We start from the raw sequence: 20,898 nt of genomic DNA, 5'->3' as shown, positions 1-20,898 counted from the left end.
CACTAGGGAGAGGGTGCGGGTGCTGGCATGCTTCTTGAAGAGCTGCGGCAAGGTTGAGGTGCGGGTGTTCCAATGCGGTTTACAATTCTTCGGAAAATCATGGTTCCCTCGATGTGCGCCGCGTTGGTGGCAGCTTGCGCAGCCGGGCCTGCTCCTCGAAATTACACCCAAGCCCAATACGCCCCTCATCAAAAGGCGCACTTTGGAAGTGGCCATCCAACGGGAGACTGGATCGAGGCAACTCCGGTTGCGCGCGGGGCGCCCACCTGCGATTGGCGGGTGCCGCGCGAACTGGATCACTACCGGCGCGTCCGCATAGAGGAATTCGTCGCTCATACGCCGCCTTTGTCCGCTGGGGACAGGCTGGCCATTCGCGTGATGGGTGACCCCGACGGCCTTTCAGGGACTTATGTAATCGACAGCGACGGCACCATCGATGTACCCGGCATCGATCGCGTCCACGCCGGCGGCACTTCCCTTGCCGTTCTCGAAAGCGCCCTGCGCAACCGGCTGGTGGCGGCAGAACTGGTCCGCCCTTTGCGAAACAGTGTTTCCGTCTCGCTGATCGAAGCCTCTGGCGTGGCGGTCGGCGTAAGCGGGGCGGTATTCGAAGCACATGCCGTGCGCGCGGGCGAGCGTTCGCCGGAAGGCCGTATCGGTCTGAAGGAGGGCGCATCATCGGGCGATGCGAATGCGGGGCGGAGCGTGGCAACCGCCATTCGCGCCGCCGGCGGTGTTCGGCCGGATGCCGATATCCAGCGTATCTACCTCCTACGCGGCGATACATATGTCGAACTCGATCTTTCCGGTCTGGTTCACGGCTGGACCAGCCAGGACGTTCCCGTAACCGAAGGCGACCGGATCATCGTTCCGAGCCGATCGTGCTTCGATGCCAATCTTGCACGGCCGACCCCGCTGACCCCGCCGGGTATCCGCGTTTTCATGTCCAACCTGACGCGCAGTGCGAATAACAATGCCGGGGCTGCAATCGGCGAGAAGACGACCTCGTTGCCGTACGGAACGCGCTTTCTTCAAGGGTTGGTCGCAGCCAACTGCGTCGGTGGCAGTTACATGCAATCCGATCGCCGGGCGATCCTGATGTCTCGCAACCGGATCAACGGTCAGAGCGTGGTGATCGAGCGCGATATCGAAAGTCTCGTTCGCGAGGCGAACCGGGATGCGTACGACCCCTTCCTGATGCCCGGTGACGCCATCGCTTGCTATGACAGCCGGTGGACGAACCTGACGGAGGCCATCGGCATGGTGTCGCAGGGCGTCGGTGCGGTCACGCCAGCGATACTCTTGGATAACGCGCTTTAATGGAATTTGTCCGCCCTCCGGAAAGGCCGCCGCGGCCGCGCCTGCTGGTGCGCCTGTGGGTGGTGGTTCGTGACGGGTTGCCGTCCGTGGGGCGGTACCGCCGCTATATCCTTTCATTGGCCGGGCCGCTGCTTGCAATCTGGGGCATAGCAGTCGCCTACATTCTGTTTGCGCCCGATCGTTTCGACAGCAAAATGACCCTGATTTTGCCGGGAACCGGGGTGGGTGGATCGCTGAACGTCGAAAGCATTGGACAAGCGACGACGAATACCTCGTCCGCCTTTTCCAGCCCTTCTTTGAGTCCGACCGAAAATTACAAACGGTTGCTCACCTCGGATGTCGTGCTGCGCGATGCGGCGCGCCGCGCCGACGAGGAGGAAGGCGAATTTCCCGCGCCAGCCATCAAACTGATCGATCAGACGAACCTGATCGAACTCGAACTATCCGCCGGCTCGCCGGAGCAGGCGCATCGCAGGATGGAGGCCTTGCAGGCAGCATTTCTGTCGGCATTGGACAATCTGCGCGAAGACGAAGCCAACCGGCGCGAGAATGCGGATGCCTCGCGGATCGCGGAACTGGAAGCGAAGGTCGACGAGGCGCAGAAGGCCCTGCTGGATTTTCAGGGACTGACCGGCCTGGTGTCCCTCGATCAGTTTGCGTCCCGCGTAAGCGAACTCGACCAGTTGAAAGCGAGTGCGCGGGATCGAAGGGTCATCCTCAGCCAAACTGCTGCAAACGAACGCCGGTTGGCCAATACCCTGGGTATCTCCCTTCGCGAGGCGCGCATGGCCATGCAAATGAAGGCAGATCCCGTCTTCCAGGAATTGCTTGCACGATACGCCCGGACCGGCGCCGAACGTACGGAACGCGGCGCGACATTGGGCCGCGGGCATGCGGTGATCGAAGAACTTTCCGTCGAGACGGCCGATTTGCGATCGGCTTTGGCACAAAGGGGCACGGCGGTTTCGGGATTGCGTCCGGAAAGCGTGCTGTCTTTCGCGGACCTGACGGTCTCAAATACGCGTGAGCAGCTTTTCGCGACGTTGACGGAACGCGATGCCGACGCGTCGGGCCACGCGGCGGCTTTGGGCGAGCTCAGGAACCAGATCGCGGAGCAGGGCGAAAGTACGCGCAAACAGGTCGAGCAGGCGTCGCGCCTCGCCGAATTGCTCCGCGACCTGCGCGTGGCCGAGGCCGTGTTCAGTTCGGCGCTTGCGCGGCTGGATACCAACAAGTCCGATCCCTTCGCATCCTATCCTCTGGTACAGACTTTGGAGGAACCGTCATTGCCCCGGGATCGGTCCGCCCCATCACCGCTGCTGGCGATCGCGGGCGCGATCGGGGCGAGCGTCATCACTCTGTTAGGGTTCTTGCTCCTGTGGCTGCGCCAGCCCTTGATCCGCAAACTCCTGCCGAACGGATAGTCGGCAGGACGATAGCAGCCACGTGGCTGCTGTGGCTGGTCGGCGCCTTGTACATTGCCGGGCCGGTCATTTGTTGGATTCTCGCCGGAATGGCATTCGCCTATCTCTATCTGGGTTTAAAACCCGCTGCGCGCATTACCTGGCCAATCGTCCTCTGGCTGATCGGAATGGCCGCGATGCTGGTCATCCTCTGGGCCGGCCACCGCAATTTCTCTCTCGGAACCGGCGCAACGATAAAAAGCTCGATCGGTTGGGCAAAAGGCTGGGCACTTATCGCCCTTTTCCCGTTCGCCGGCGCAATTCTCGATATCCGGTTGGAGGTTATTGCACGCGCCGTATGTCGGTTGGGCGTCTGGACGTGGGTGATGCTTCCGCTCTTCGTGGCCGCACCGTTTATCGGATTGCCTGAAATGCTGTGGGTGTCGCCTCTCAAAGCAGTTGGTGGACCCGGGCCGGAATATTTTGCGACGATCCTGTATACCAAGGAGCCGGGGGTCGGCACGCCACGCTGGCAATTCTTCGCGCCGTGGTCGCCAGCTGCCGGTATGGTGGCTGTTGTTTATATTTTCCTGGCTGCGCAGGAGCGAGACCGGTGGTTGAAGATCGTTGGAATCTCGGCCTTCCTGATGATCGCGATCTTGTCGCAGTCCCGCTTGGCCCTTGTTGCATTGGCCCTGCTCATACCGATCGTTTGGGCAATTGCGCGCGTCGACAGGCCATCCACATGGTTCCTGGCTGCACCGGCTATCTTGTTGCTGGGAATATTCGGAAACGATCTGCTGATCCTCATCGAACAGCTGATGAACGACTTCTCTTCGGCACGCGCGGATTCCAGCCGTGTGCGTGCGGCACTCGGTCGGATTGCCGTGGATAGGTGGCAGACCGAGGCGTATTGGTTCGGTCATGGTGTGGTGGAGAATGGACCGCACCTCGTCGAATATATGCCAATCGGAAGCCATCATAGCTGGTACGGATTGCTGTTCGTGAAAGGGATTACGGGAGCCTTGTCGCTCGCAATTCCATTGTTCGCGACGTTAGCTGTCTTGCTGGTGAAGGCGCGGCATGGCGCATTGCACAAAACCGCACTATCGATGGTCTTCGTGCTTATTATCTATTCGTTCGGTGAAAATCTTGAAATATTAGCATATTTGTTTTGGCCGGCTCTTCTAATCATCGGTAAGTCCTTGTCTGATCGTACAAGTACGTCTGAACCGAGACAAAACCACCTCAATAGTCGCAGTCGAGGCTATTCCATTGGTTCTGCACTCGATACGCAGCATGGCTGATTGGTTGATGTGCGCGAAAGGGTCATTTCAAACCTCGAATATTTCTTGAAAATGAAAGCGGAAACCTGTGGGCGTTTACGTCGGCTAGAGGAGACTGCGTAAAACTACGCAAGGCGGTATTTAGGCCATTTTGGGCATAAATTGGTTGTGTGCTTCCGGGCGATCTCGCCAGCATAAGGAATGAGAACGCCAATGTCGCATTCCTCGTTTAAGGGTTCATCGCTTCGAATAGAAGCTGCAAGAAAATGACACGCTGGCGACGCATTCAAGTACCCCATTTGACGCTCTCCTTGCGAGGATTGCTGATCGCATTACCGCTGATCACGCTCGTAATCGGTGGTTTGACCTGGCTGGCATACACTTCCACGGTATCATCGTATCGCAACCTCGCAGTTGTCGAACTGCGCAATAGTAACGATGCAAACTACGAGGCGTTGGCGCGGGAAATCCGTATGATTGCCGAAACGCATCGGAAAGCGTCAGCAGATCTTGGCCGCCGGCTTTCAGCCGGTTCTCCGCCATCATTCGGTCGGTTTTTCGCCGAAGCCGATGATGGAGCTTATCATACCTATGACGATCTGTGGGACGGCCGAAGGATGGCCGACGGATCGATCGTAAGCGGGATGGGGGGGTTTGTTGCGCCCGGAGCCACGAAGGATGGACGCGACAAGTTATCGGCTAACGCCTTTGCCACATTGATCGATTTCCGATCGGGTTTGCCCTCGGTAATCGAAAGTCTTTATTTCTACACTCCCCAGAACGATCTGCTCATGTTCGCTCCCCGAAGGGGGGACAAACTCAGTTTCTACAGAACCGCCCCTGCGGATTTCGAATTCCAGAACTCCGAATTGGGTGAAATCGTTTCGTCGTCTTTCAACCCTGGCGGAGAAATGCGTTGTACGAGCCTGCAGAAGCCAATCTACGACCAAAGCGGTTCGAATTGGACTACCGGATGTATGACGCCCTTCGAATTTGACGGAGCTAGACGCGGGGCGTGGGGCACCAGCATACCGTTGACGAAGTTGGTCGATAACCTGAGGGCGCCGCCGCCCGATGCGCGAACCGTCATCGTCAGCCGTGATGGAAAACTGATCCATGACAGCCGCTTGGTCGAAAGACAGGGAAGCATCGAAGCAAACAGCGACCTCTCATCTTCAGGGGACGCTCTGCTGAAAAACATTCCCCTTTTGCTTGAACGAGGCGGGGATCTCGACGGATTTTCCTCATCGATAGACTCGTTTATCGTCGCTCGCGACCTCGAAACTCCCGATTGGGTTGTGCTGACTGCACTGCCGCGATCGGCGCTGGCGGGACGGGCATGGAAAACTGCCCGCGAGGTTATTCTAGCGGCAAGTCTAGGGATCGCAATTCTTGCGATGCTTCTTGCTGTGATATTCGACAGGACCGTCGCTTCGAAAATATCCAGATTGGCCAATAGAGCCACCAGCATTTCGTCAAGGGGCTTCGTCGTACGCGACGATGTTCATGGAAACGAGATCCAGCAGCTCGAGCAAGCATTCGACGCTATGGAAAGGCGGTTGGAGGAAGAAAAGTTCAAGGAACGAAGGTCATTCGATACGATCATCGATGCAGCGAACGATTTCGTGATGGTCCTGTTTGACGACAACGGAACGATCGTTCGTAGTAATCAGGGTGCTAAAAAATTAATCGGCGAACGGGGGCTAAAAATTCTGGCTTCGATGATGGAAGCCAAATTTTTAGGAGCAAGCAGAACCCTCGAAAGTAAGCCGCCACAGATCTCAGATCGAACAGTTTGGGCAGGCAAGCCTCTTTGGCTCGAAGAAGCTATCCTTCCGCTGGAAGATAATGATGGAAACGTTTTCGGCACCGCCTTCATTGCGCACGATGTAACCCACCAGTTGAAAGCGCAAATTGAGATAGAAAAGAACCTTAAGTATCTGGAATTAGGCCAAACCAGTGCTGGTATCGGACACTTCGCGCTGGATTTAAAAAACGACCATCTAATCGTTTCGGATTGGATTGCAGGCCATCTAGGGGTTTCTCAAAACAGTCTGACGGTTCGTGAAGCTGCGCAATTCATCGCGAAACCCGTAAGTAGGGCTACGAGGAAAGCGTTTCGCGAAGCAATCATCGCGCGAGACGATTTCACGATCGAAACCACCCTTTGCTCAGTCGACGGATTTATCGACGTGGCGGTGAGTGGGACCATCGAAGAAGCCTCGCCGTTCAAAGACGGTCTGAAAGTCCTGGGAATAGTGCGGGACGTCTCCGCCGAAAAAGCCAGCGAGCGCGCACTTCGCCAGGCGACGGAGGAAGCGCAGGCCGAGGCAACAGCCCGAAGCAATTTGCTTGCCGTAGTTTCACACGAGATACGTACACCTGTCTCAGGCATTCTTGGCCTTATCGAACAGATGCGGCGCGATCATTCCCAGAGGGATAAAGAAAGAGCTTTGGCGCTAATTGAAGATTCGGCGGAAGCTTTGCTGACCACCCTGGACTCCACGCTCCAGCGAATGCGGTCTGAGCGCGAAACCGTTTCGGAAAGCAAAGAGGAATTCGAACCGCGTAGTCTCGTAGAGCGCGTGGCGGAGCTCTTTCGACCCTTGGCACGTCGGAAGGGGTTGTTGATAGAAATGGCTTCGGATGCAGGATCGGTTTCAGGCTACCCGGCGCGTATACAACAGATCCTCGCAAACCTCGCTTCCAATGCTATCAAATTCACGGCCAAGGGTAAGGTGTGCATTAGTTGCCGACATCTGGAGGGAACGGAAAACCTGTGGGAGTTCGTTGTTTCGGATACCGGAACTGGCATCAAGAAGGATCGGCTCGCTCGCATTTTTCATCCCTTCGCAGGAAGCAACGCGGACACCTTGGGGCGCCATTCCGGGAGTGGTCTGGGCCTGTCCATTTCCCGCGAACTCGCGCGCGACATGGATGGAGAACTAGAAGCGCTGAGCGATGGATCGACGGGTACCCGCATGATCCTCACCTTGCCGTTGGACGATGTGATCAGCCATTCGGACAAGATTGAATGCAAGGGCAAGATCGCCCTCAAGATAAAAAGCATGACCCTCGCGATTAAGGTCGAAGCGGTTGCATGCGAACTTGGGTTCGAGACCTTCGAGCTCGCACCGAATTCCGTCGATGGCGAAGAAGCAGTCTGCGAAATCGTGAACGAATGCGAAAACACTGTCGAAGTTAAATTCTCTTCGTCAAGCTATCGTTTCGAGAACGACAACGATCTCATCGCAGAGCTCCCGGGGCTTTTGAGAGAGGCTTGCGGTGGATAGTTTGTCTAACCTTCCTGCGGAGCAGCGGGCCGAAATTCTTGAGAAGCGCGTTGCGCGGAGCGAACGCGCGTTGCGGGATGCCGAGGCCGCTCTTGAGAAACGGATGAGGGAGCTGTTCGAGGCTAACGAAGAGTTGCAAGTCCGCGAAAGCGAGCTTGCCCGTCGTCTTGCCATAGAAAGCTCTTTGCTACTCAGCGCCCTCGATACCGTGTCCATGGTGACCATTTACGGAGAACGGGATCGTGGCTTCACGATTTCGAGCGGAGCGGCGGCAATGCTCGGTTTGCCGTCTGGGTCGCAGGCCGAGCTTCTTCACCTCATCCAATCCCTTCATCCTTTGGACAAAGAGCGTATCCTGCGAGAGGGAAATGCCTTCTTCAAGGATGCTGAAGTTGGCACGGCCTATACGTATGAGCACCGCATAAAACGTTTCAATACAGGCGAAACTCGCTGGTTGAGCTGGTCCATCAAGCGAGAGAGGGGCAATGGGGATCGCCCGAGTTATGTTCTCGGCTCCGTGCGCGATATCACGGAAGAGCGGCAGAACCGACGCCAGGTCCGAGCTTTACAGCTGCGCGCGGAACGGCGGGTAACGCAACTCGGAAAACTTCAGCAGGAGATCATTCAGGCGAACCGCGAAGTCGCCAATGCTCTGGGGCGAAAAACCCGTTTTCTTACACGTATGGCGCACGAAATCAGGACACCGCTGGGAGGGCTTGTCGGTGGTTTGGAATTGCTGACGACGAAGGTTCCGGCAGAAGATCCGGATATGGCCGTGGCCTTGGCGTCTCTCGCCGATCTCGAGGAAATCGCGACGTCCCTGATAGAAGAATCCGATACGGTTGAGGATATTGGGGAAGATTTTCCAACATCAGTTGATGAGGAAGGAGCTTCCTCGAACGTTTCTTCCGAGGAGGAAGAGGCGCCCGCAAAAATTCTCCTCGCTGAAGATACCGCAAGCAATCGCTATGTCATCGAACGGATGCTCGAGGAGATGAATTGCATAGTCGTATCTGTCGATAACGGTGCGGCCGCGGTCGAGGCGGTTCGCACGGGTGAATTCGACGCCGTACTCATGGATGTGATGATGCCGATCATGGATGGCGAGGAAGCGACACAAACCATCCGAAATCTTGAGGGCGGCGCTGCACGAACGCCAATCATCGGCATAACGGCACACAGCCTTCAGGATGAACGCGAGCGACTACTTTCTGCCGGGATGACCGCCTGCCTCGCAAAGCCGATCCGCCGCGATGCATTAGCCACAGCCATTCGCACTTCCTTGCTCGCAGGGCGAAATGCGCGACGCCTCGAGCCTCGTTTCGACCACGAACTGTTTCGCCGAACCTTTTACGATTTGCCGCCGGCTTTTCGGACCCGAATGCGCGACGCTGCAAAAATCGACATCACCCGGTATGCATCCGAAGTTCTGGAAGCGATCGACGCGAAGGACGACGGCCAGCTATCCAGCGCAGCACATTCGCTTACCGGGGTAGCGATGAATGTCGGGGCAATCGGTATAGTCGAGGAATTGACGAAGTACCGGGAGACGCCTCAGCCTCGCACATCTCCCGAAGCCTTTCGCGCCGAAGTCGCCGCAAGCCTGCTGGCTTTCGACGACCTCTACGACGAGCTTATTACTTAGGTTCAATAGGCGCCGCGGGCTGTGACGACGGCCGGGATTGTTGCTGCAAGAAGTCGCAGATCGGTGATGAAGTTGCGCTTGCGAAGATAAGCGCGATCCATGATGGCCTGACGATGGAAGGGGATACTTGCCCGACCCTTGACCTGCCAGCTGCATGTGATGCCGGGTTTGCCGCGCAGCCGCTCCATTTGACGACCCGCATATTCCCGTACTTCCGTGGCTAGGGCGGGCCGCGGTCCGACGAGGGACATGTCCCCGCGAAGGACATTGATCAACTGGGGCAATTCGTCGATCGAATAGCGACGGATGAGCTTTCCTGTCTTCGTAATCCGGGGATCGTCTTGCATCTTGAAGCATGTTCCCTTGCGATCCGATTGTGCCAATAATTCCGCCCGGCGCTTTTCGGCATCTGTGAACATGGAACGGAACTTCAGCATTCCGAAGGGGCGGCCATTCACTCCGATACGCATTTGCTTGAAGAATACCGGCCCCTTGTCCTCCAACCGGATAGCCAAAGCAGTGGCGAGGAAGATCGGCAATAGGCCGATGATCGCAAGCGTTGCGGCGACAATGTCTAAAGCGCGTTTTGCAGCGTCATCGCAGGTCTTTGCAAAGCCTCGGACTTGCACGGCTTCCTTCGCCACGCGGCCCAGGAAGCGTGCGTTGCCCGCGATATAACGATCCGCCATCCGGCGCGGCTCCATGGCGAGGCGCCAGATCCATTCGGAGCGCATGGCGCGCACCGCTGCCGGGGCACGGGGAATACGGCCGGAATAGTAGTCGAACAGGCCACCTACACCGAGCGCAACCGGTACGGTTAGACGGTGGCGGTTGCGCGCGATCCACTTTTCCTGAAGCGGCACTCCCATTCCGACGAACAGCATGGCGGCGCCCGAGTTGTTGATCCGTTCGATGATCGCCTCCTCGTCAGCAGGATCGAAAAAGCCGTGCTGCGTGCCGCGGACGCGCAAAGAGGGCCAGTTCTCGCGAGCCCAGGCGGCCGTGCCTTCGGCGGCTCCGGGGCTGCCCCCCAATAGGAAGATACCGGCGCCTTCCACGGCAGCGCGATCGCACAGCAGCGGGAAAAGATCGGTGCCGTTCAAATTATCGGGCTTCTCCTGCTTGAATGCGCGCGCGGCGATATCGATGCCGATACCATCGGGCAGCAACATGTCGCTCTTTTCAAGAACACGGCGATAGTCTGCATCGTCGTTCATTGTATTGATGCAGTGTGCATTGACGAAATTAATGACCGAACGCGAACCGGACTCTACCATGTTAAAGATACGGTCGACCATTATTTGCGGTTTGTCGTAAGAAAGCGACAGACCGAAAACACTACAGGTCTTGGCAGCGCGATAATGCACGCTGCGGCTCAGGATCTGCGTCAGATCTTTTGCACGGATAGCAGACGCTGGAATGTATTTCATGACCGGGCTCCTTCAGTTCTGCCCGATCCTTCGCAATGCGCGTGCCAAATTTGCAAGAAGCTGATTTAACGTAAGAAAATCTGTCCGATCAGATTTGAATGGCGAGATTTCGCAATTTGCAAATGTGTTTTGTCGCAACCTGCGACAATTGCGGATGCAAATCGCAAAAAGACCGAAAGTTCTCGGTATCTATAAAGGGGAGCGCCCAGATTTCCGGCCTTGGCACGATCCTTGAATAGCCGATGTCGACAGTTTCCGAGGACCACGATGCAGAGCTTTCGCGCACATATTGGAGGGGTTGCCAGCTCGCCGCTGGTCCGAGCCTTCATCGCATTCGGTTCCGCCGAAGCCGCCACGCGCATCGTGCGTTTGATGTCGCTGCTGATAATCGCACGACTGGTAACACCGGAAATTTTTGGCGCGGCGGCCTTGGCATTGAGCCTGTTCGAGCTCGTTCGCGTACTGACCAACGTCGGAATAGGTCAGCGGCTGGTGATCGCCTCCGACGAGGACCTGCCGGCTCTCTGCGAGACTGCTTACAGGCTGTTCTGGGCCGTTTGCCTGACGACTGCAGCAGTCCAGCTTTCGGTGGCAGCGATACTCGCAGCTTTCTTCTCGCTACACGAACCGGCGGCGATGCTCGCCATCTTATCGCTGGTATATGTGATCATGCCGCCTGGGCTTGTTCAAATCTTTTTGACCATCCGGGCCAATCGTATGGGCGCCGTCGCGCGCATCACCTCTGCGCAGAATATCGCCGATAGCTTGCTGACGGTTATGCTCGTCGTCGTTTGGCCGACAGCTTGGGCTATCGTGCTGCCCAAATTGTTGACCGCGCCGGTTTGGACGATTTTGGCGCGCCGTACCAGCGCGTGGGCTCCTTCGGGAATTGTCTTGGCTCCAGCTTCCGAGTTTCGGACGTACGGGATCGCTATTCTCGGAACCGAAATACTGACAGCCGTGCGCCTGCATGGCGACAAGTTGGTGGTCGGCGCGCTGCTCGGACAGGAAATGCTGGGCATTTACTATTTCGCGTTCAACGCCGGGCTTGGTTTGACTCAAAGTTTTGTCGCCGCGTGCAACCTGATTGTCTTTCCCCACTTCGCTAAGGCAGCCGCGAAAGACAGTCTGAAAGAATACCGAAAGGCTTTTGCGATCGGTCTGGCGTTCATCGGCCCGGTCTGTCTGGCGCAAGCCTTGCTCGCTCCGATCTATGTTCCGATCGTGTTCGGCGACAACTGGACCGTAGCCGCTCCTTATGTAGCCTTGCTGTCCTGCGCTGCCTTGCCGCTTTATGCCGGCTCGCTCGTAGGAGCGAAGCTTCGGACTGTCGGCCTGCCGCAGCACGAAACCATAATGACAGGCTGCGCTACTGCTGCCGCGATGATCGGCCTGACGGTCGGAGCGCAATCGGGACTGATCGGCGTATGCATCGGCTTCGCTTCCGGATTGGCCATCGTCTTCGTGCCGATCGCGGCCGCGAGCCTGACATCCGAAAAATTCAGCTTTTCTGCAAAAACCATAGCGAGGGGATAAGTCTCATGAAAGAACTGATGTTTTCGGTCGTAATTGCAGCGTACAATGCAGATGCCACGATCGGCGCGGCCATCGATAGCGTCCTCTCGCAGACTGAAGAGAATTTCGAGCTCATCATCATCGACGATGGTTCGACCGATCGGACGCTGGCGACCTGTCTTGCAAAAGCGTCGGACGACTTTCGCATCAAGGTCGCCGCGCAACCGAATGCCGGGGTCTCTGCAGCGCGAAACAATGGAGTGATGAAAGCGCGGGGCACCTATCTCGCGTTTCTGGATGCAGACGATATCTGGCACGCCGAGAAACTCCAGGCCCACCGTGATCTCCACGCCGCTAACCCTGAATTGAAAGCAAGCTTCGCACGTGTCGCTTTCTGTACGGAAGTCGATGGCAAACTGAAGGCCGGACGAACCAAGTCCGCCGTTCCAGACCGGTTCTGTACGCTTGAGGACGTCCTCATCGAGAATGCCGTCTGCACGATGTCCAATCTTGTGATGCGGCGCGATACCTTTTTGGAGCTGGGCGGCTTCGACGAAAGCATGCGTCATGTCGAAGATCAGGATTTGCTCGCTCGCTTCGTGGGTGCGGGCCATCTGGTTCGGGGCATTCCGCAGACGTTCGTGGGCTATCGCCTGAGCGAGGACGGGCTAAGCTGCGATTTCAAGAGCATGTACGCGGCATGGCGCGAACTGGCCGGTCGATGGGAAGAGTCGATCGACCTGCGCAAAGGCGAGGCCCTTTATTGCCGTTATCTCGCCCGCCGCTCCCTCCGCTCGGGCGGTGCGCCGACTGTGGCTCGCAATTTCGTGCGCCAAGGTTTGTCGAGCGATCACCGCGCGTTCCTTTCCGGCGGTTCACGGGGATTGCTTACCGCAGGCGCCGCGGTGGTGGCGTCGGCCGTTCCGAAACCCGCTCGAGCCGCTCTTTTCGCGTAATCGCTCTATCAGGAGACCTAATGTGTCCGCTCCACAGATATCCGTCGTCATGCCCGTATACAATGTCGAGGCATATATCGAAGAAGCCATACAGTCGGTGCTGGATCAGACCTTCGAGAACTTCGAACTGATCATCGTCGACGATGGTGGCAATGACAATTCGATGGCGATCGCAGCTGCATTCTCCGACGATCGGATCAAGATCGTACGACAGGAAAATCGCGGCTTGGCAGGTGCACGCAATACGGGGATCGCCAATTCGTCCGCTCCGCTCGTCGCACTGCTGGATTCCGACGATCGCTGGCATCAGGACAAATTACTCCTGCATTACGTACACATGCGTGCGAGTCCGGATGTCGGTGTCAGCTATTCGGGCTCGCAATTGATAGATGCCAACGGCGTTCCGATGCGCGTTGCCATGCGGCCCAAGCTAACCGGTATAACGCCGCGCGACGTTTTGTGTCGCAATCCCGTGGGCAATGGCAGCGCTCCGGTTCTCCGCCGCGAGGCGCTGAATGCGGCGGTTTCTCCGCATCCCCAGGATCCCGATCGCCTCTGCTGGTTCAACGAGGATTTCCGCCAATCCGAGGATATCGAACTTTGGGTGCGTCTGAGTGCTGTTCACGGCGTGAAGTTCGAAGGGATCGAGGGTCTTCTCACCGAATACCGGATTATCCGCAACGCGCTGTCCGCCAGTGTAGTCAAGCAATACAACACGTGGACACAGATGCTTGCGATCGCAAAGGAGCAGGCGCCTGAATTGATAGCAGAACATGGCGAGACCGCGCGCGCCTACCAGTTGCGCTATCTTGCCCGTCGCGCTGTGCAACTGGGCGATAGCGAACTGGCTCACGCGTTCTTCAAACGCGCGATGGATGCCGATCCCAAAATCTTCATGGAAGAGCCGAAACGCACGGCGGTGACATGGGCTGCGGTCCAAGCCGTGCGATTGGTAGGACAAGACCGTTTCCGCAAACTCATGAAACCGTATCTGAAGGCAGCAGCATGATCAGTATCGTTCATCTCCTCGACGACTTCGGAATGGGCGGAGTGACACGCGCACTCTCATTGTTCGACGATCCGCGTATTCGCGCTCATGCGAATTCCGAAGTGAAGCTGATCGGAAGCGCGGTTACGGACGCGAGGCACCTGAATGCGGATCTGATTGTGATCCACGTTCCCCCGCGTTGGAAAAGGCTGCCATATCTGGTTGCCTTGCGAGCGTTGAACCCGAGAACACGGATCGTACAGGTCGAGCACAGCTATACACGAGGGTTCGAGAAACACAGGGTCTCCGCGCCGGGCCGGTTCCGCCGTCTGATACGGCTGGCCAGCAGGCTCGTCGACGAAGTCATCGCTGTATCCAAAGCGCAGTCTGTCTGGCTGGCGGAAGTTGGCGTGTCCGACCAAAAGTTGTCGGTCATCCATCCGTGGAGCGGTCGTTTCGATCTCCTGAACGTTCCCGCTCGCAAACACCATTCGGGGCCTCTGAAACTCCTCACATACGGGCGTTTTTCCGAAGAAAAAGGTTTTCTCTCACTCGTACAGGCGGTCGCTTCGCTGCCGCAAGGCGTTGCGGAACTTGTCGTATTCGGGGCCGGACCGCAGGAAGCGGAACTGCGCCTCGCTGCGGCTTCGCACCGGCGTATCAGCATAAAACCGGCTACGGACAACCCCGCGCCGTTTCTCGCCGAGTGCGACGCCGTCGTTGTGCCCTCCAAGTTCGAAGCATTCGGCTTGGTGCCTACCGAGGCACGATTGGCGGGCAGGGCCACTTTACTCGCCCATGTCGACGGCCTGCCCGAACAAGCGGCGCAGGGTGGAAGCCTTGTCTGTCCAATGACGAGCCCTGCGAGCATTGCCGAAGCTATCCGCACCTTGTCGGCATGCGATCTCGACGAGATGGGCCAGTCGGCGCGGCGCGGCGTCCTGTCGCAGCATGAGAATATCGTGTCAGCTTGGATCGACTTGATCCGCAGCATAAGTCTTTCCGAGAAGCCGGCGACCTATACGCCGACCTTCGGAGGGGCTCGAGCCTAGCTCGCCCCTTCGTCCTCGCCGCTCGCATCGAAAACTACCCCCACATCCCTCACCCCCGGTGCGAGCGGCGACTTTTTTCGGATCGGTCGGAAAGATATCGCGCAGAGGAAGCGTCCCAAGTCACCATCACAGGCGACGCGCAATTTCACGACAATAACGAGAGGAATTCCACTGGTCGGGACGACTGGATTCGAACCAGCGACCCCTACACCCCCAGTATAGTGCGCTACCAGACTGCGCCACGTCCCGATACCAGTGGAAGCGCGGCCTATAAGGGCGTTGTTCGGCGAGCGCAAGGCGCGTTGCTCTCCATCGGCAATGCTGCTACCCGGCGCGGCATTACGCGATGTGGGGCGGTCGGCAGCGGTTGAAGGACGCTAGCCCTTTCCTATTTCGCGGACGCTTATTTCTCAGGACGGGTTCGAATGATCGATATTCTCGCTGCCGCCGGCTCCGCCGCTTCGCAGCCGCCGGCATGGACGGCATGGGTGCTGCCGGTCGGCATGCTGCTAATCCTCTATTTCCTCATCATTCGCCCGCAAATGCGCCAGCAGAAGGCGCATTCCCAGAAGGTTGCCGGATTGAAGCGTGGCGACGAGGTCGTCACCGGCGGCGGACTGGTGGGCAAGATCGTCAAGGTGGACGAGCAGTTCGTCGAACTCGAACTCGCGAAGGGTATGCGGGTGAAGGCAGTGCGCAGCACGATCGGGGACGTACTGTCGCCTGACGCGGCGAAGCCCGCGAACGACTGACCCGGGGACGCATTACCTCATGCTCGATTTTCCGACCTGGAAAAAGGCAATGCTGTGGCTGGTGGCCGTTCTCGGCATGCTGGCCGCTCTGCCGTCGCTTCTCTCGCTGACCGGTACAAGCTGGCCCGACAGTCTGCCCGATCCGACCATCAATCTCGGTCTCGACCTTGCGGGCGGTAGTCACATCCTGCTCGAAGCCGATCCCGCCCAGGTGGCGACGCAGCGGATCGACAATCTCGAAGAAAGCGTGCGCAGCACCATGCGCGGGGCCGAGCCCCGCCTGCGCATCGGCGACGTGTCGACACGCGGGGGCCGGCTCAGCTTCATGGTTGATGACGCGAGCGAAGTGGACCGCGCGCGCGAACTTCTCCTGCCGCTAATCAACGGCACCGGCACGGTGCGCGAATGGGATTTGCAGGTGGTCGATGGCCAACGCTTTGTCCTGACCCCGACCGAACAAGGCCTGACCGAAGCCGTCGATCAGGCGATGGACAGCGCAAAGGAAGTCATCGACCGCCGTATCAACGCGCTGGGAACGCGCGAGCCCACGATCATCCGGCAGGGCGACAATCGCATCGTCGTCCAGGTGCCCGGCCTCCAGAACCCGCGACAGGTGAAAGAGCTTGTCGGGAAGACGGCGCGGCTGGAATTCAAGCTCGTCGATCTGAATGCGCTTCCCGCCGATGTGCAGCAGGGCATCGCGCCTCCGGGTAGCGAAATTGTCCCTTATGCCGCCAGTTCGGACTTTCCCGGCCAGTCGATCGCCGTGCAGCGGCTCGGCGGGATCCGCGGCGACAACCTGACGGGGGCGCAGCAGAACTTCGACGCGCAGACCAACGAGCCGGTGGTCAATATCCAGTTCGATGCCGACGGTGGCAGGCGCTTCGCCAAACTGACGAGCGAGAACGTCAACAAGCCCTTCGCCATCATCCTCGATGGCGAAGTGCTTTCCGCTCCGAACATCAACGAACCGATCCGCGGCGGCAGTGCGCAGATTTCCGGTGGATTCACCGTCGAGGGTGCCAATCAGCTGGCGATTTCCCTGCGCTCTGGCGCGTTGCCGGTCGATCTTGCGGTGGTGGAAGAGCGCACGGTCGGGCCGGACCTCGGTGCGGATTCGATCCGGCAGGGACTGATCGCGATGGGGGTCGGCACATTGCTCGTTATCGGTCTCATGATCGTGACCTACGGCCGGTTCGGCGTCTACGCGACGGTCGCTTTGGTCATCAACGTGCTTATGCTGCTCGGTATCATGGCGGCGCTCAATGCCACGCTGACCTTGCCCGGCATCGCCGGTTTCGTGTTGACCATCGGTGCGGCGGTGGATGCCAACGTGCTGGTGAACGAACGCATTCGCGAAGAACGAAAACGCGGGCGCAAGGTCATCTCCGCAGTGGAAACCGGCTACAAGGAAGCGAGCCGCGCGATCTACGATGCGAACATCACCAATTTCATCGCCGGAGTGCTGCTGTTCCAGTTCGGTTCGGGCCCGATCAAGGGCTTCGCGGTCGTCCTGGTCATCGGACTTTTTACCAGCGTTTTCACTGCGCTTCCGCTCACGCGGATGTGGGTCGCCGGCTGGTTGCGCCGCGCGCGGCCGAGCGATCTCAATCTCTAAGGGCACCGGACGATGAAACTTCTCAAGCTCGTCCCCGACGACACGAACATCAAGTTCCTGAAATGGCGCGTGCCGTTCTTCCTAGTCAGCATTTTGCTGATTGCGGCGAGTTGGGCGCTCGTATTCACACAAGGTCTCAACTACGGCGTCGATTTTGCCGGCGGTCTCGAAATCCGAGCGACCTTTACCGAAAGTGCGCAGGCGCCGGTCACCGAATTGCGCAACGATGTCGCACAGCTCGGCTATGGCGACCCGGTGGTGCAGCGCTTCGGCGAGGACAACCAGGTCTCGATCCGCGTCCGCTTGCCCGACGAGGTTTCGGCCGACAAGGATGCCGCCCAGCAGGCGGCGAACGCGATCGTCGCCGAATTGCGTACCAACTATCCCGATTTCCGCCTCGACGGAAACGACAACGTCTCCGGCAAGGTCTCGGGCGAATTCAGGCAGGATGCGATCTTCGCCCTCGTCGCCGCCATGCTGGCCGTCGCGATCTACATCTGGATTCGCTTCGAATGGCAGTTCGGCGTCGGCGGCCTTTTCGCGCTGTTCCACGACGTATCGCTGACGCTCGGCATGTTTGCGCTCTTCCAGATGGAATTCAGCTTGCAGATCATCGCCGCGATCCTCGCGATCATCGGCTATTCTTTGAACGATACCATCGTCGTTTACGATCGCATTCGCGAAAATCTGAAGAAATATCGCAAGATGGCACTGCCCGAACTGCTCGATCTCTCGGTCAACGAGACGCTCGCGCGCACGGTGATGACCTCGTTGACCTTGCTCATCGCGCTGGTTCCGCTTCTTCTGTTCGGACCTGCGAGCCTGTTCGGTCTTACTGCGGCGATCACGCTGGGCATTTTCGTCGGTACCTACAGCTCGATCTACATGGCGGCGCCGCTGCTGGTGTGGCTGGGCGTCAATTCCAACAGTTTCGTGCCGCAGGAATCGGTCGCCGACAGGCAGGAACGCATCGCCCGAGGCGAAGTCTAGGTCATAGTCGCCGGACGAGCATTTCGGCGACCGCGATCCAGGCTGGGTTATCGACGACGACCTGCTTCTCGCCGTGACTGGGCGGCAGGAGTCCAACGCGGTTGCCCTGACGATCGATCAACCGGCCGAACGCGAAACGCCCGGCGCTTCGCGGAACAAGCACATCCCGATTGACCGCCCGTGCAGCGTGTTGCGGATCGATCTGCCGCAGCCAAAGCTGGTCGCCCTGCCGGTATTCACCATGCGGGTAGTCGATCGTCAGCACGACCAGCGCGCCATCGCCGCCGAAATCGGTTGCCAGGATGGCATCACGCGGGTCGCTCAGCGCTTCCGGTCCTGCCACGGTCAGTCTGGCGACGATTTGCGGTGCCGCGGCCTCTTCCGATCGAACGAGCAATTCCGGCTCGACTCCAAGCGCTGCGCCGATCCGCTCCATCCATTTCAAGGACAGATTCCGCATTCCGGTTTCGAGACGCCCGATCGTTTGCGCCGTTGTCGGCGGATCGCACGCCGCCGCGACATCGGCGAGAGTCATGGATTTCTGCTGTCGAATATCGCGAATACGGTTGATCATCGTCCCATACCTATAACCAAATCGGTTTTCGGTCTTTCCTACAGGAACCATTTCTTTTCAAGGGTTAGGCGTAACGGAAAAGGACGACAGCGATGAAACGGCAATTGGTAGAGCGAGAACTTACGAAGGTTGGCCCGAAGCGCGTCGGCGGTATGGATCGCCGCGCGCGCAGCGTAACGGTGAATGTCGGCGAATCGCCGCTAACCTGGCTGCATTCGCGCGGCCATATCGATGATCGGCAGCTCGATGCGGGCGAGCGATTGCGGCTCGATTACGAACGCGCGCAGCTCGCGCCCAGTATTACGATGAGCTGGAACCCAGTGCGCGTCGACGGAGGCGGGGGTGGCGACCTTACGCCGTCCGAGAGGCAGGTAGCGGCTAAGGATCGGTTCGACGGCGCGATGGCGGAGGCCGGCAACGGGCTGAAGGATGTCCTATGGCGTGTCGTGTGCGAGGGCGGGGCGATGAGCGATGCCGAAAAGGAGTTGGGGTGGCCGGCGCGCAGCGGAAAGCTGGTTCTGAAACTCGGGCTCGACCGGGTCGCGGATTTCTATCGCATACGTTGAGGTCAAGGAACCACCGATGCCCGCGCGCGCTTCGAAGGCAACCACGGAGATATCGAATGAAGCTTTACTACTCGCCCGGTGCCTGCAGCCTCGCCAGCCACATCGCCCTCGTTGAAAGCGGCGAGCCCTATGAGAAAACCAAGGTCGATCTGGCCTCACATGAAACGGAAAACGGCGAGGATTTCCGCACGATCAGTCCGCGAGGCTATGTGCCGGCTATCCAAACGGACGATATGGGCCTGCTGACGGAAAACCCCGCGGTGCTCACTTACATCGCTAACGCCACCACCAAGCTCGAGAACCACGCCGATCACTACAAGCGTCTGGAATGGCTGGGCTTCGTAGGGACGGAAATCCACGGCGCTTTCGGCCCCCTGTTCGGCGGTGCCGAGGGCGAGGCGAAGGAAAAGGCGAAAGCGAAGGTCGCGGACAAGTTTTCGATGGCCGAAACGCTCATGGACGGCCGCGAATGGCTGGTCGGCGACAATCCGACGGTGGCCGACAATTACCTGTTCGTCACGACATTGTGGGCCGATAAATTCGGTATCGATCTGCCGCAATCGCTGCAAGATTTTCGCGCTCGCAACCTGGAGCGTCCGGCTGTGAAGCAGGCGATGGACGAAGAAGGGTTGAGCTAGGCCGAAATTCTCTCCGCCACCGCGCGGCGCAATGTGGGCAGCAGGTCCGCTTCGAACCACGGATGGTCGCGCATGAAGAGGACGCTACGCCAAGCAGGGTGTGGCAGAGGCAGGTAGCGCGGCAGAAATTCGCGAAAAGCGGCGGTTCGTTTCGCCATCGTCCAGCTTTTGGTTTCGGGCAGATAGGCTTTCTGGGCATATGTCCCGACGAGCAGGATAAGCCTGTCGTCGGGCAATTCGCGCCAAACCTTTTCGTGCCACAAAGGCGCGCATTCGGGGCGCGGCGGTTTGTCGCCCCCTTTCCCCTTGCCGGGATAGCACAGACCCATCGACACGATGGCGATCCGCGCGGGATCGTGAAGCTGCTCGAAGGTCAGGCCGAGCCATCCCGCCAGCCTATCGCCCGCCTTGTCGTCGAACGGGATACCGGAATGATGCGTAATGCGCCCCGGTGCTTGGCCGATCACGATCACACGGCTCGAGGCCGAGAACTGCACGATGGGCTTGGGGCCGAGGGGCAGGTGTTCGGCGCAGAAGGTGCACGCGCGGATCTCGCGTTTCAGCGCTTCGGCATTCACCCTTCGACTTGCTCTGCGAGCATCAGCCAGCGTTCCTCCGCCGCGTCTTTCTCATTTCGGGCGTTTTCAATTCCCTTGCTGATATTCGCAAATTTCTGCGGGTCACTGGTGTAGAGCTCGGGATCGGAGAGGATGGTCTCACCCCGCGCAATCGCCGCTTCCAGTTCCTCGATCCGGGCGGGGAGCAGCTCGTAGTCCCGCTGATCCTTGTAGGAGAGTTTGTCCGATTTGGGCGGCGGCGGAGCCGGCGGGGGCGGGGGGGGCCTCGAAGTAAAAGGACCCGCATCCTTCCCC

Annotated in this window: 17 protein-coding genes, 1 tRNA gene and 1 pseudogene; 14 read left to right on the top strand and 5 right to left on the bottom strand. The window is 58.7% G+C overall.

Annotated features, from left to right (window positions below):
• The first annotated feature begins 279 nt into the window (after nucleotides 1–279).
• From E3U23_RS14135 to E3U23_RS14115, 5 genes are all read left to right on the top strand, one after another.
• A complete protein-coding gene (locus tag E3U23_RS14135; RefSeq protein ID WP_279351947.1) occupies nucleotides 280–1,320 on the top strand; it encodes a polysaccharide biosynthesis/export family protein in 1,041 nt (346 codons plus the stop codon).
• On the top strand, nucleotides 1,320–2,744 hold the full coding sequence (locus tag E3U23_RS14130) for a GumC family protein (RefSeq protein WP_279351946.1): 1,425 nt from the start codon (nucleotides 1,320–1,322) through the stop codon (nucleotides 2,742–2,744). Before E3U23_RS14135 ends, E3U23_RS14130 begins: the two co-directional genes overlap by 1 nt.
• Before the next feature lie 89 nt (nucleotides 2,745–2,833).
• Nucleotides 2,834–4,030 carry an O-antigen ligase domain-containing protein gene (locus tag E3U23_RS14125; protein ID WP_279351945.1) on the top strand — a complete coding sequence of 399 codons (1,197 nt, stop codon included), beginning with the start codon at nucleotides 2,834–2,836 and terminating at the stop codon, nucleotides 4,028–4,030.
• Between the two features lie 299 nt (nucleotides 4,031–4,329).
• Nucleotides 4,330–7,302 carry an ATP-binding protein gene (locus tag E3U23_RS14120; RefSeq protein ID WP_279351944.1) on the top strand — a complete coding sequence of 991 codons (2,973 nt, stop codon included), beginning with the start codon at nucleotides 4,330–4,332 and terminating at the stop codon, nucleotides 7,300–7,302.
• A 1-nt stretch (nucleotide 7,303) separates the two neighbouring features.
• A complete protein-coding gene (locus tag E3U23_RS14115) occupies nucleotides 7,304–8,947 on the top strand; it encodes a response regulator (protein WP_279351943.1) in 1,644 nt (547 codons plus the stop codon).
• A 2-nt stretch (nucleotides 8,948–8,949) separates the two neighbouring features.
• Here E3U23_RS14115 and E3U23_RS14110 read toward each other — a convergent pair whose 3' ends face one another.
• Nucleotides 8,950–10,377, bottom strand: a complete 1,428-nt coding sequence (locus E3U23_RS14110) for a WecB/TagA/CpsF family glycosyltransferase (protein ID WP_279351942.1) — start codon at nucleotides 10,375–10,377, stop codon at nucleotides 8,950–8,952.
• Between the two features lie 267 nt (nucleotides 10,378–10,644).
• On the opposite strand from E3U23_RS14110, the gene E3U23_RS14105 reads away from it, so the two are divergent.
• Genes E3U23_RS14105 through E3U23_RS14090 form a run of 4 tightly spaced genes read left to right on the top strand, consistent with a single transcriptional unit; the run spans nucleotide 10,645 to nucleotide 14,888 of the window.
• Entirely contained in the window at nucleotides 10,645–11,913 is a 1,269-nt protein-coding gene (locus E3U23_RS14105) for an oligosaccharide flippase family protein (protein ID WP_279351941.1), read from the top strand.
• Between the two features lie 5 nt (nucleotides 11,914–11,918).
• A complete protein-coding gene (locus tag E3U23_RS14100) occupies nucleotides 11,919–12,848 on the top strand; it encodes a glycosyltransferase family 2 protein (RefSeq protein WP_279351940.1) in 930 nt (309 codons plus the stop codon).
• 22 nt (nucleotides 12,849–12,870) lie between these two features.
• A complete protein-coding gene (locus E3U23_RS14095) occupies nucleotides 12,871–13,857 on the top strand; it encodes a glycosyltransferase family 2 protein (RefSeq protein ID WP_279351939.1) in 987 nt (328 codons plus the stop codon).
• A complete protein-coding gene (locus tag E3U23_RS14090; RefSeq protein ID WP_279351938.1) occupies nucleotides 13,854–14,888 on the top strand; it encodes a glycosyltransferase family 4 protein in 1,035 nt (344 codons plus the stop codon). Before E3U23_RS14095 ends, E3U23_RS14090 begins: the two co-directional genes overlap by 4 nt.
• 172 nt (nucleotides 14,889–15,060) lie before the next feature.
• Here the strand turns inward: E3U23_RS14090 and E3U23_RS14085 are convergent.
• Nucleotides 15,061–15,137: transfer RNA gene (locus E3U23_RS14085), tRNA-Pro, on the bottom strand.
• 176 nt (nucleotides 15,138–15,313) lie between these two features.
• On the opposite strand from E3U23_RS14085, the gene yajC reads away from it, so the two are divergent.
• From yajC to secF, 3 genes are read left to right on the top strand one after another with little or no spacing between them, the layout of a single operon-like run.
• Complete coding sequence (gene yajC, locus E3U23_RS14080; protein ID WP_279351937.1) at nucleotides 15,314–15,640, top strand: preprotein translocase subunit YajC; 327 nt, start codon at nucleotides 15,314–15,316, stop codon at nucleotides 15,638–15,640.
• Nucleotides 15,641–15,659: 19 nt separating this feature from the next.
• The gene (gene secD, locus E3U23_RS14075; RefSeq protein ID WP_279351936.1) at nucleotides 15,660–17,258 is read left to right on the top strand and encodes a protein translocase subunit SecD; all 1,599 of its coding nucleotides are present in this window, start codon (nucleotides 15,660–15,662) and stop codon (nucleotides 17,256–17,258) included.
• A gap of 12 nt (nucleotides 17,259–17,270) precedes the next feature.
• Entirely contained in the window at nucleotides 17,271–18,248 is a 978-nt protein-coding gene (secF, locus tag E3U23_RS14070) for a protein translocase subunit SecF (protein ID WP_279351935.1), read from the top strand.
• Nucleotide 18,249: 1 nt separating this feature from the next.
• On the opposite strand, the gene E3U23_RS14065 is transcribed toward secF, so the two are convergent.
• Nucleotides 18,250–18,822, bottom strand: coding sequence for a helix-turn-helix domain-containing protein (locus E3U23_RS14065; RefSeq protein WP_279351934.1), 573 nt, complete (start codon nucleotides 18,820–18,822; stop codon nucleotides 18,250–18,252).
• Between the two features lie 92 nt (nucleotides 18,823–18,914).
• Between E3U23_RS14065 and E3U23_RS14060 the strand changes: the two genes are divergently transcribed.
• Nucleotides 18,915–19,388: a DUF6456 domain-containing protein gene (locus tag E3U23_RS14060; protein WP_279351933.1), complete on the top strand. Its 474-nt coding sequence runs from the start codon at nucleotides 18,915–18,917 to the stop codon at nucleotides 19,386–19,388.
• A 56-nt stretch (nucleotides 19,389–19,444) separates the two neighbouring features.
• Nucleotides 19,445–20,026, top strand: coding sequence for a glutathione binding-like protein (locus E3U23_RS14055; protein ID WP_279351932.1), 582 nt, complete (start codon nucleotides 19,445–19,447; stop codon nucleotides 20,024–20,026).
• On the opposite strand, the gene E3U23_RS14050 is transcribed toward E3U23_RS14055, so the two are convergent.
• Nucleotides 20,023–20,604, bottom strand: coding sequence for a uracil-DNA glycosylase family protein (locus E3U23_RS14050; RefSeq protein WP_279351931.1), 582 nt, complete (start codon nucleotides 20,602–20,604; stop codon nucleotides 20,023–20,025). The two genes, E3U23_RS14055 and E3U23_RS14050, sit on opposite strands and share 4 nt — an antisense overlap.
• Nucleotides 20,601–20,898 (bottom strand): annotated as a pseudogene (locus E3U23_RS14045) (ABC transporter C-terminal domain-containing protein); the annotation flags it as partial. The gene E3U23_RS14050 and the pseudogene E3U23_RS14045, both read right to left, overlap by 4 nt.

The sequence above is a fragment of the Erythrobacter litoralis genome (assembly GCF_029760855.1).
Lineage (GTDB): Bacteria > Pseudomonadota > Alphaproteobacteria > Sphingomonadales > Sphingomonadaceae > Qipengyuania > Qipengyuania litoralis_A.
Note: the sequence above shows the minus strand (reverse complement) of the source record. Positions and strands in the feature narration are given on the sequence as shown.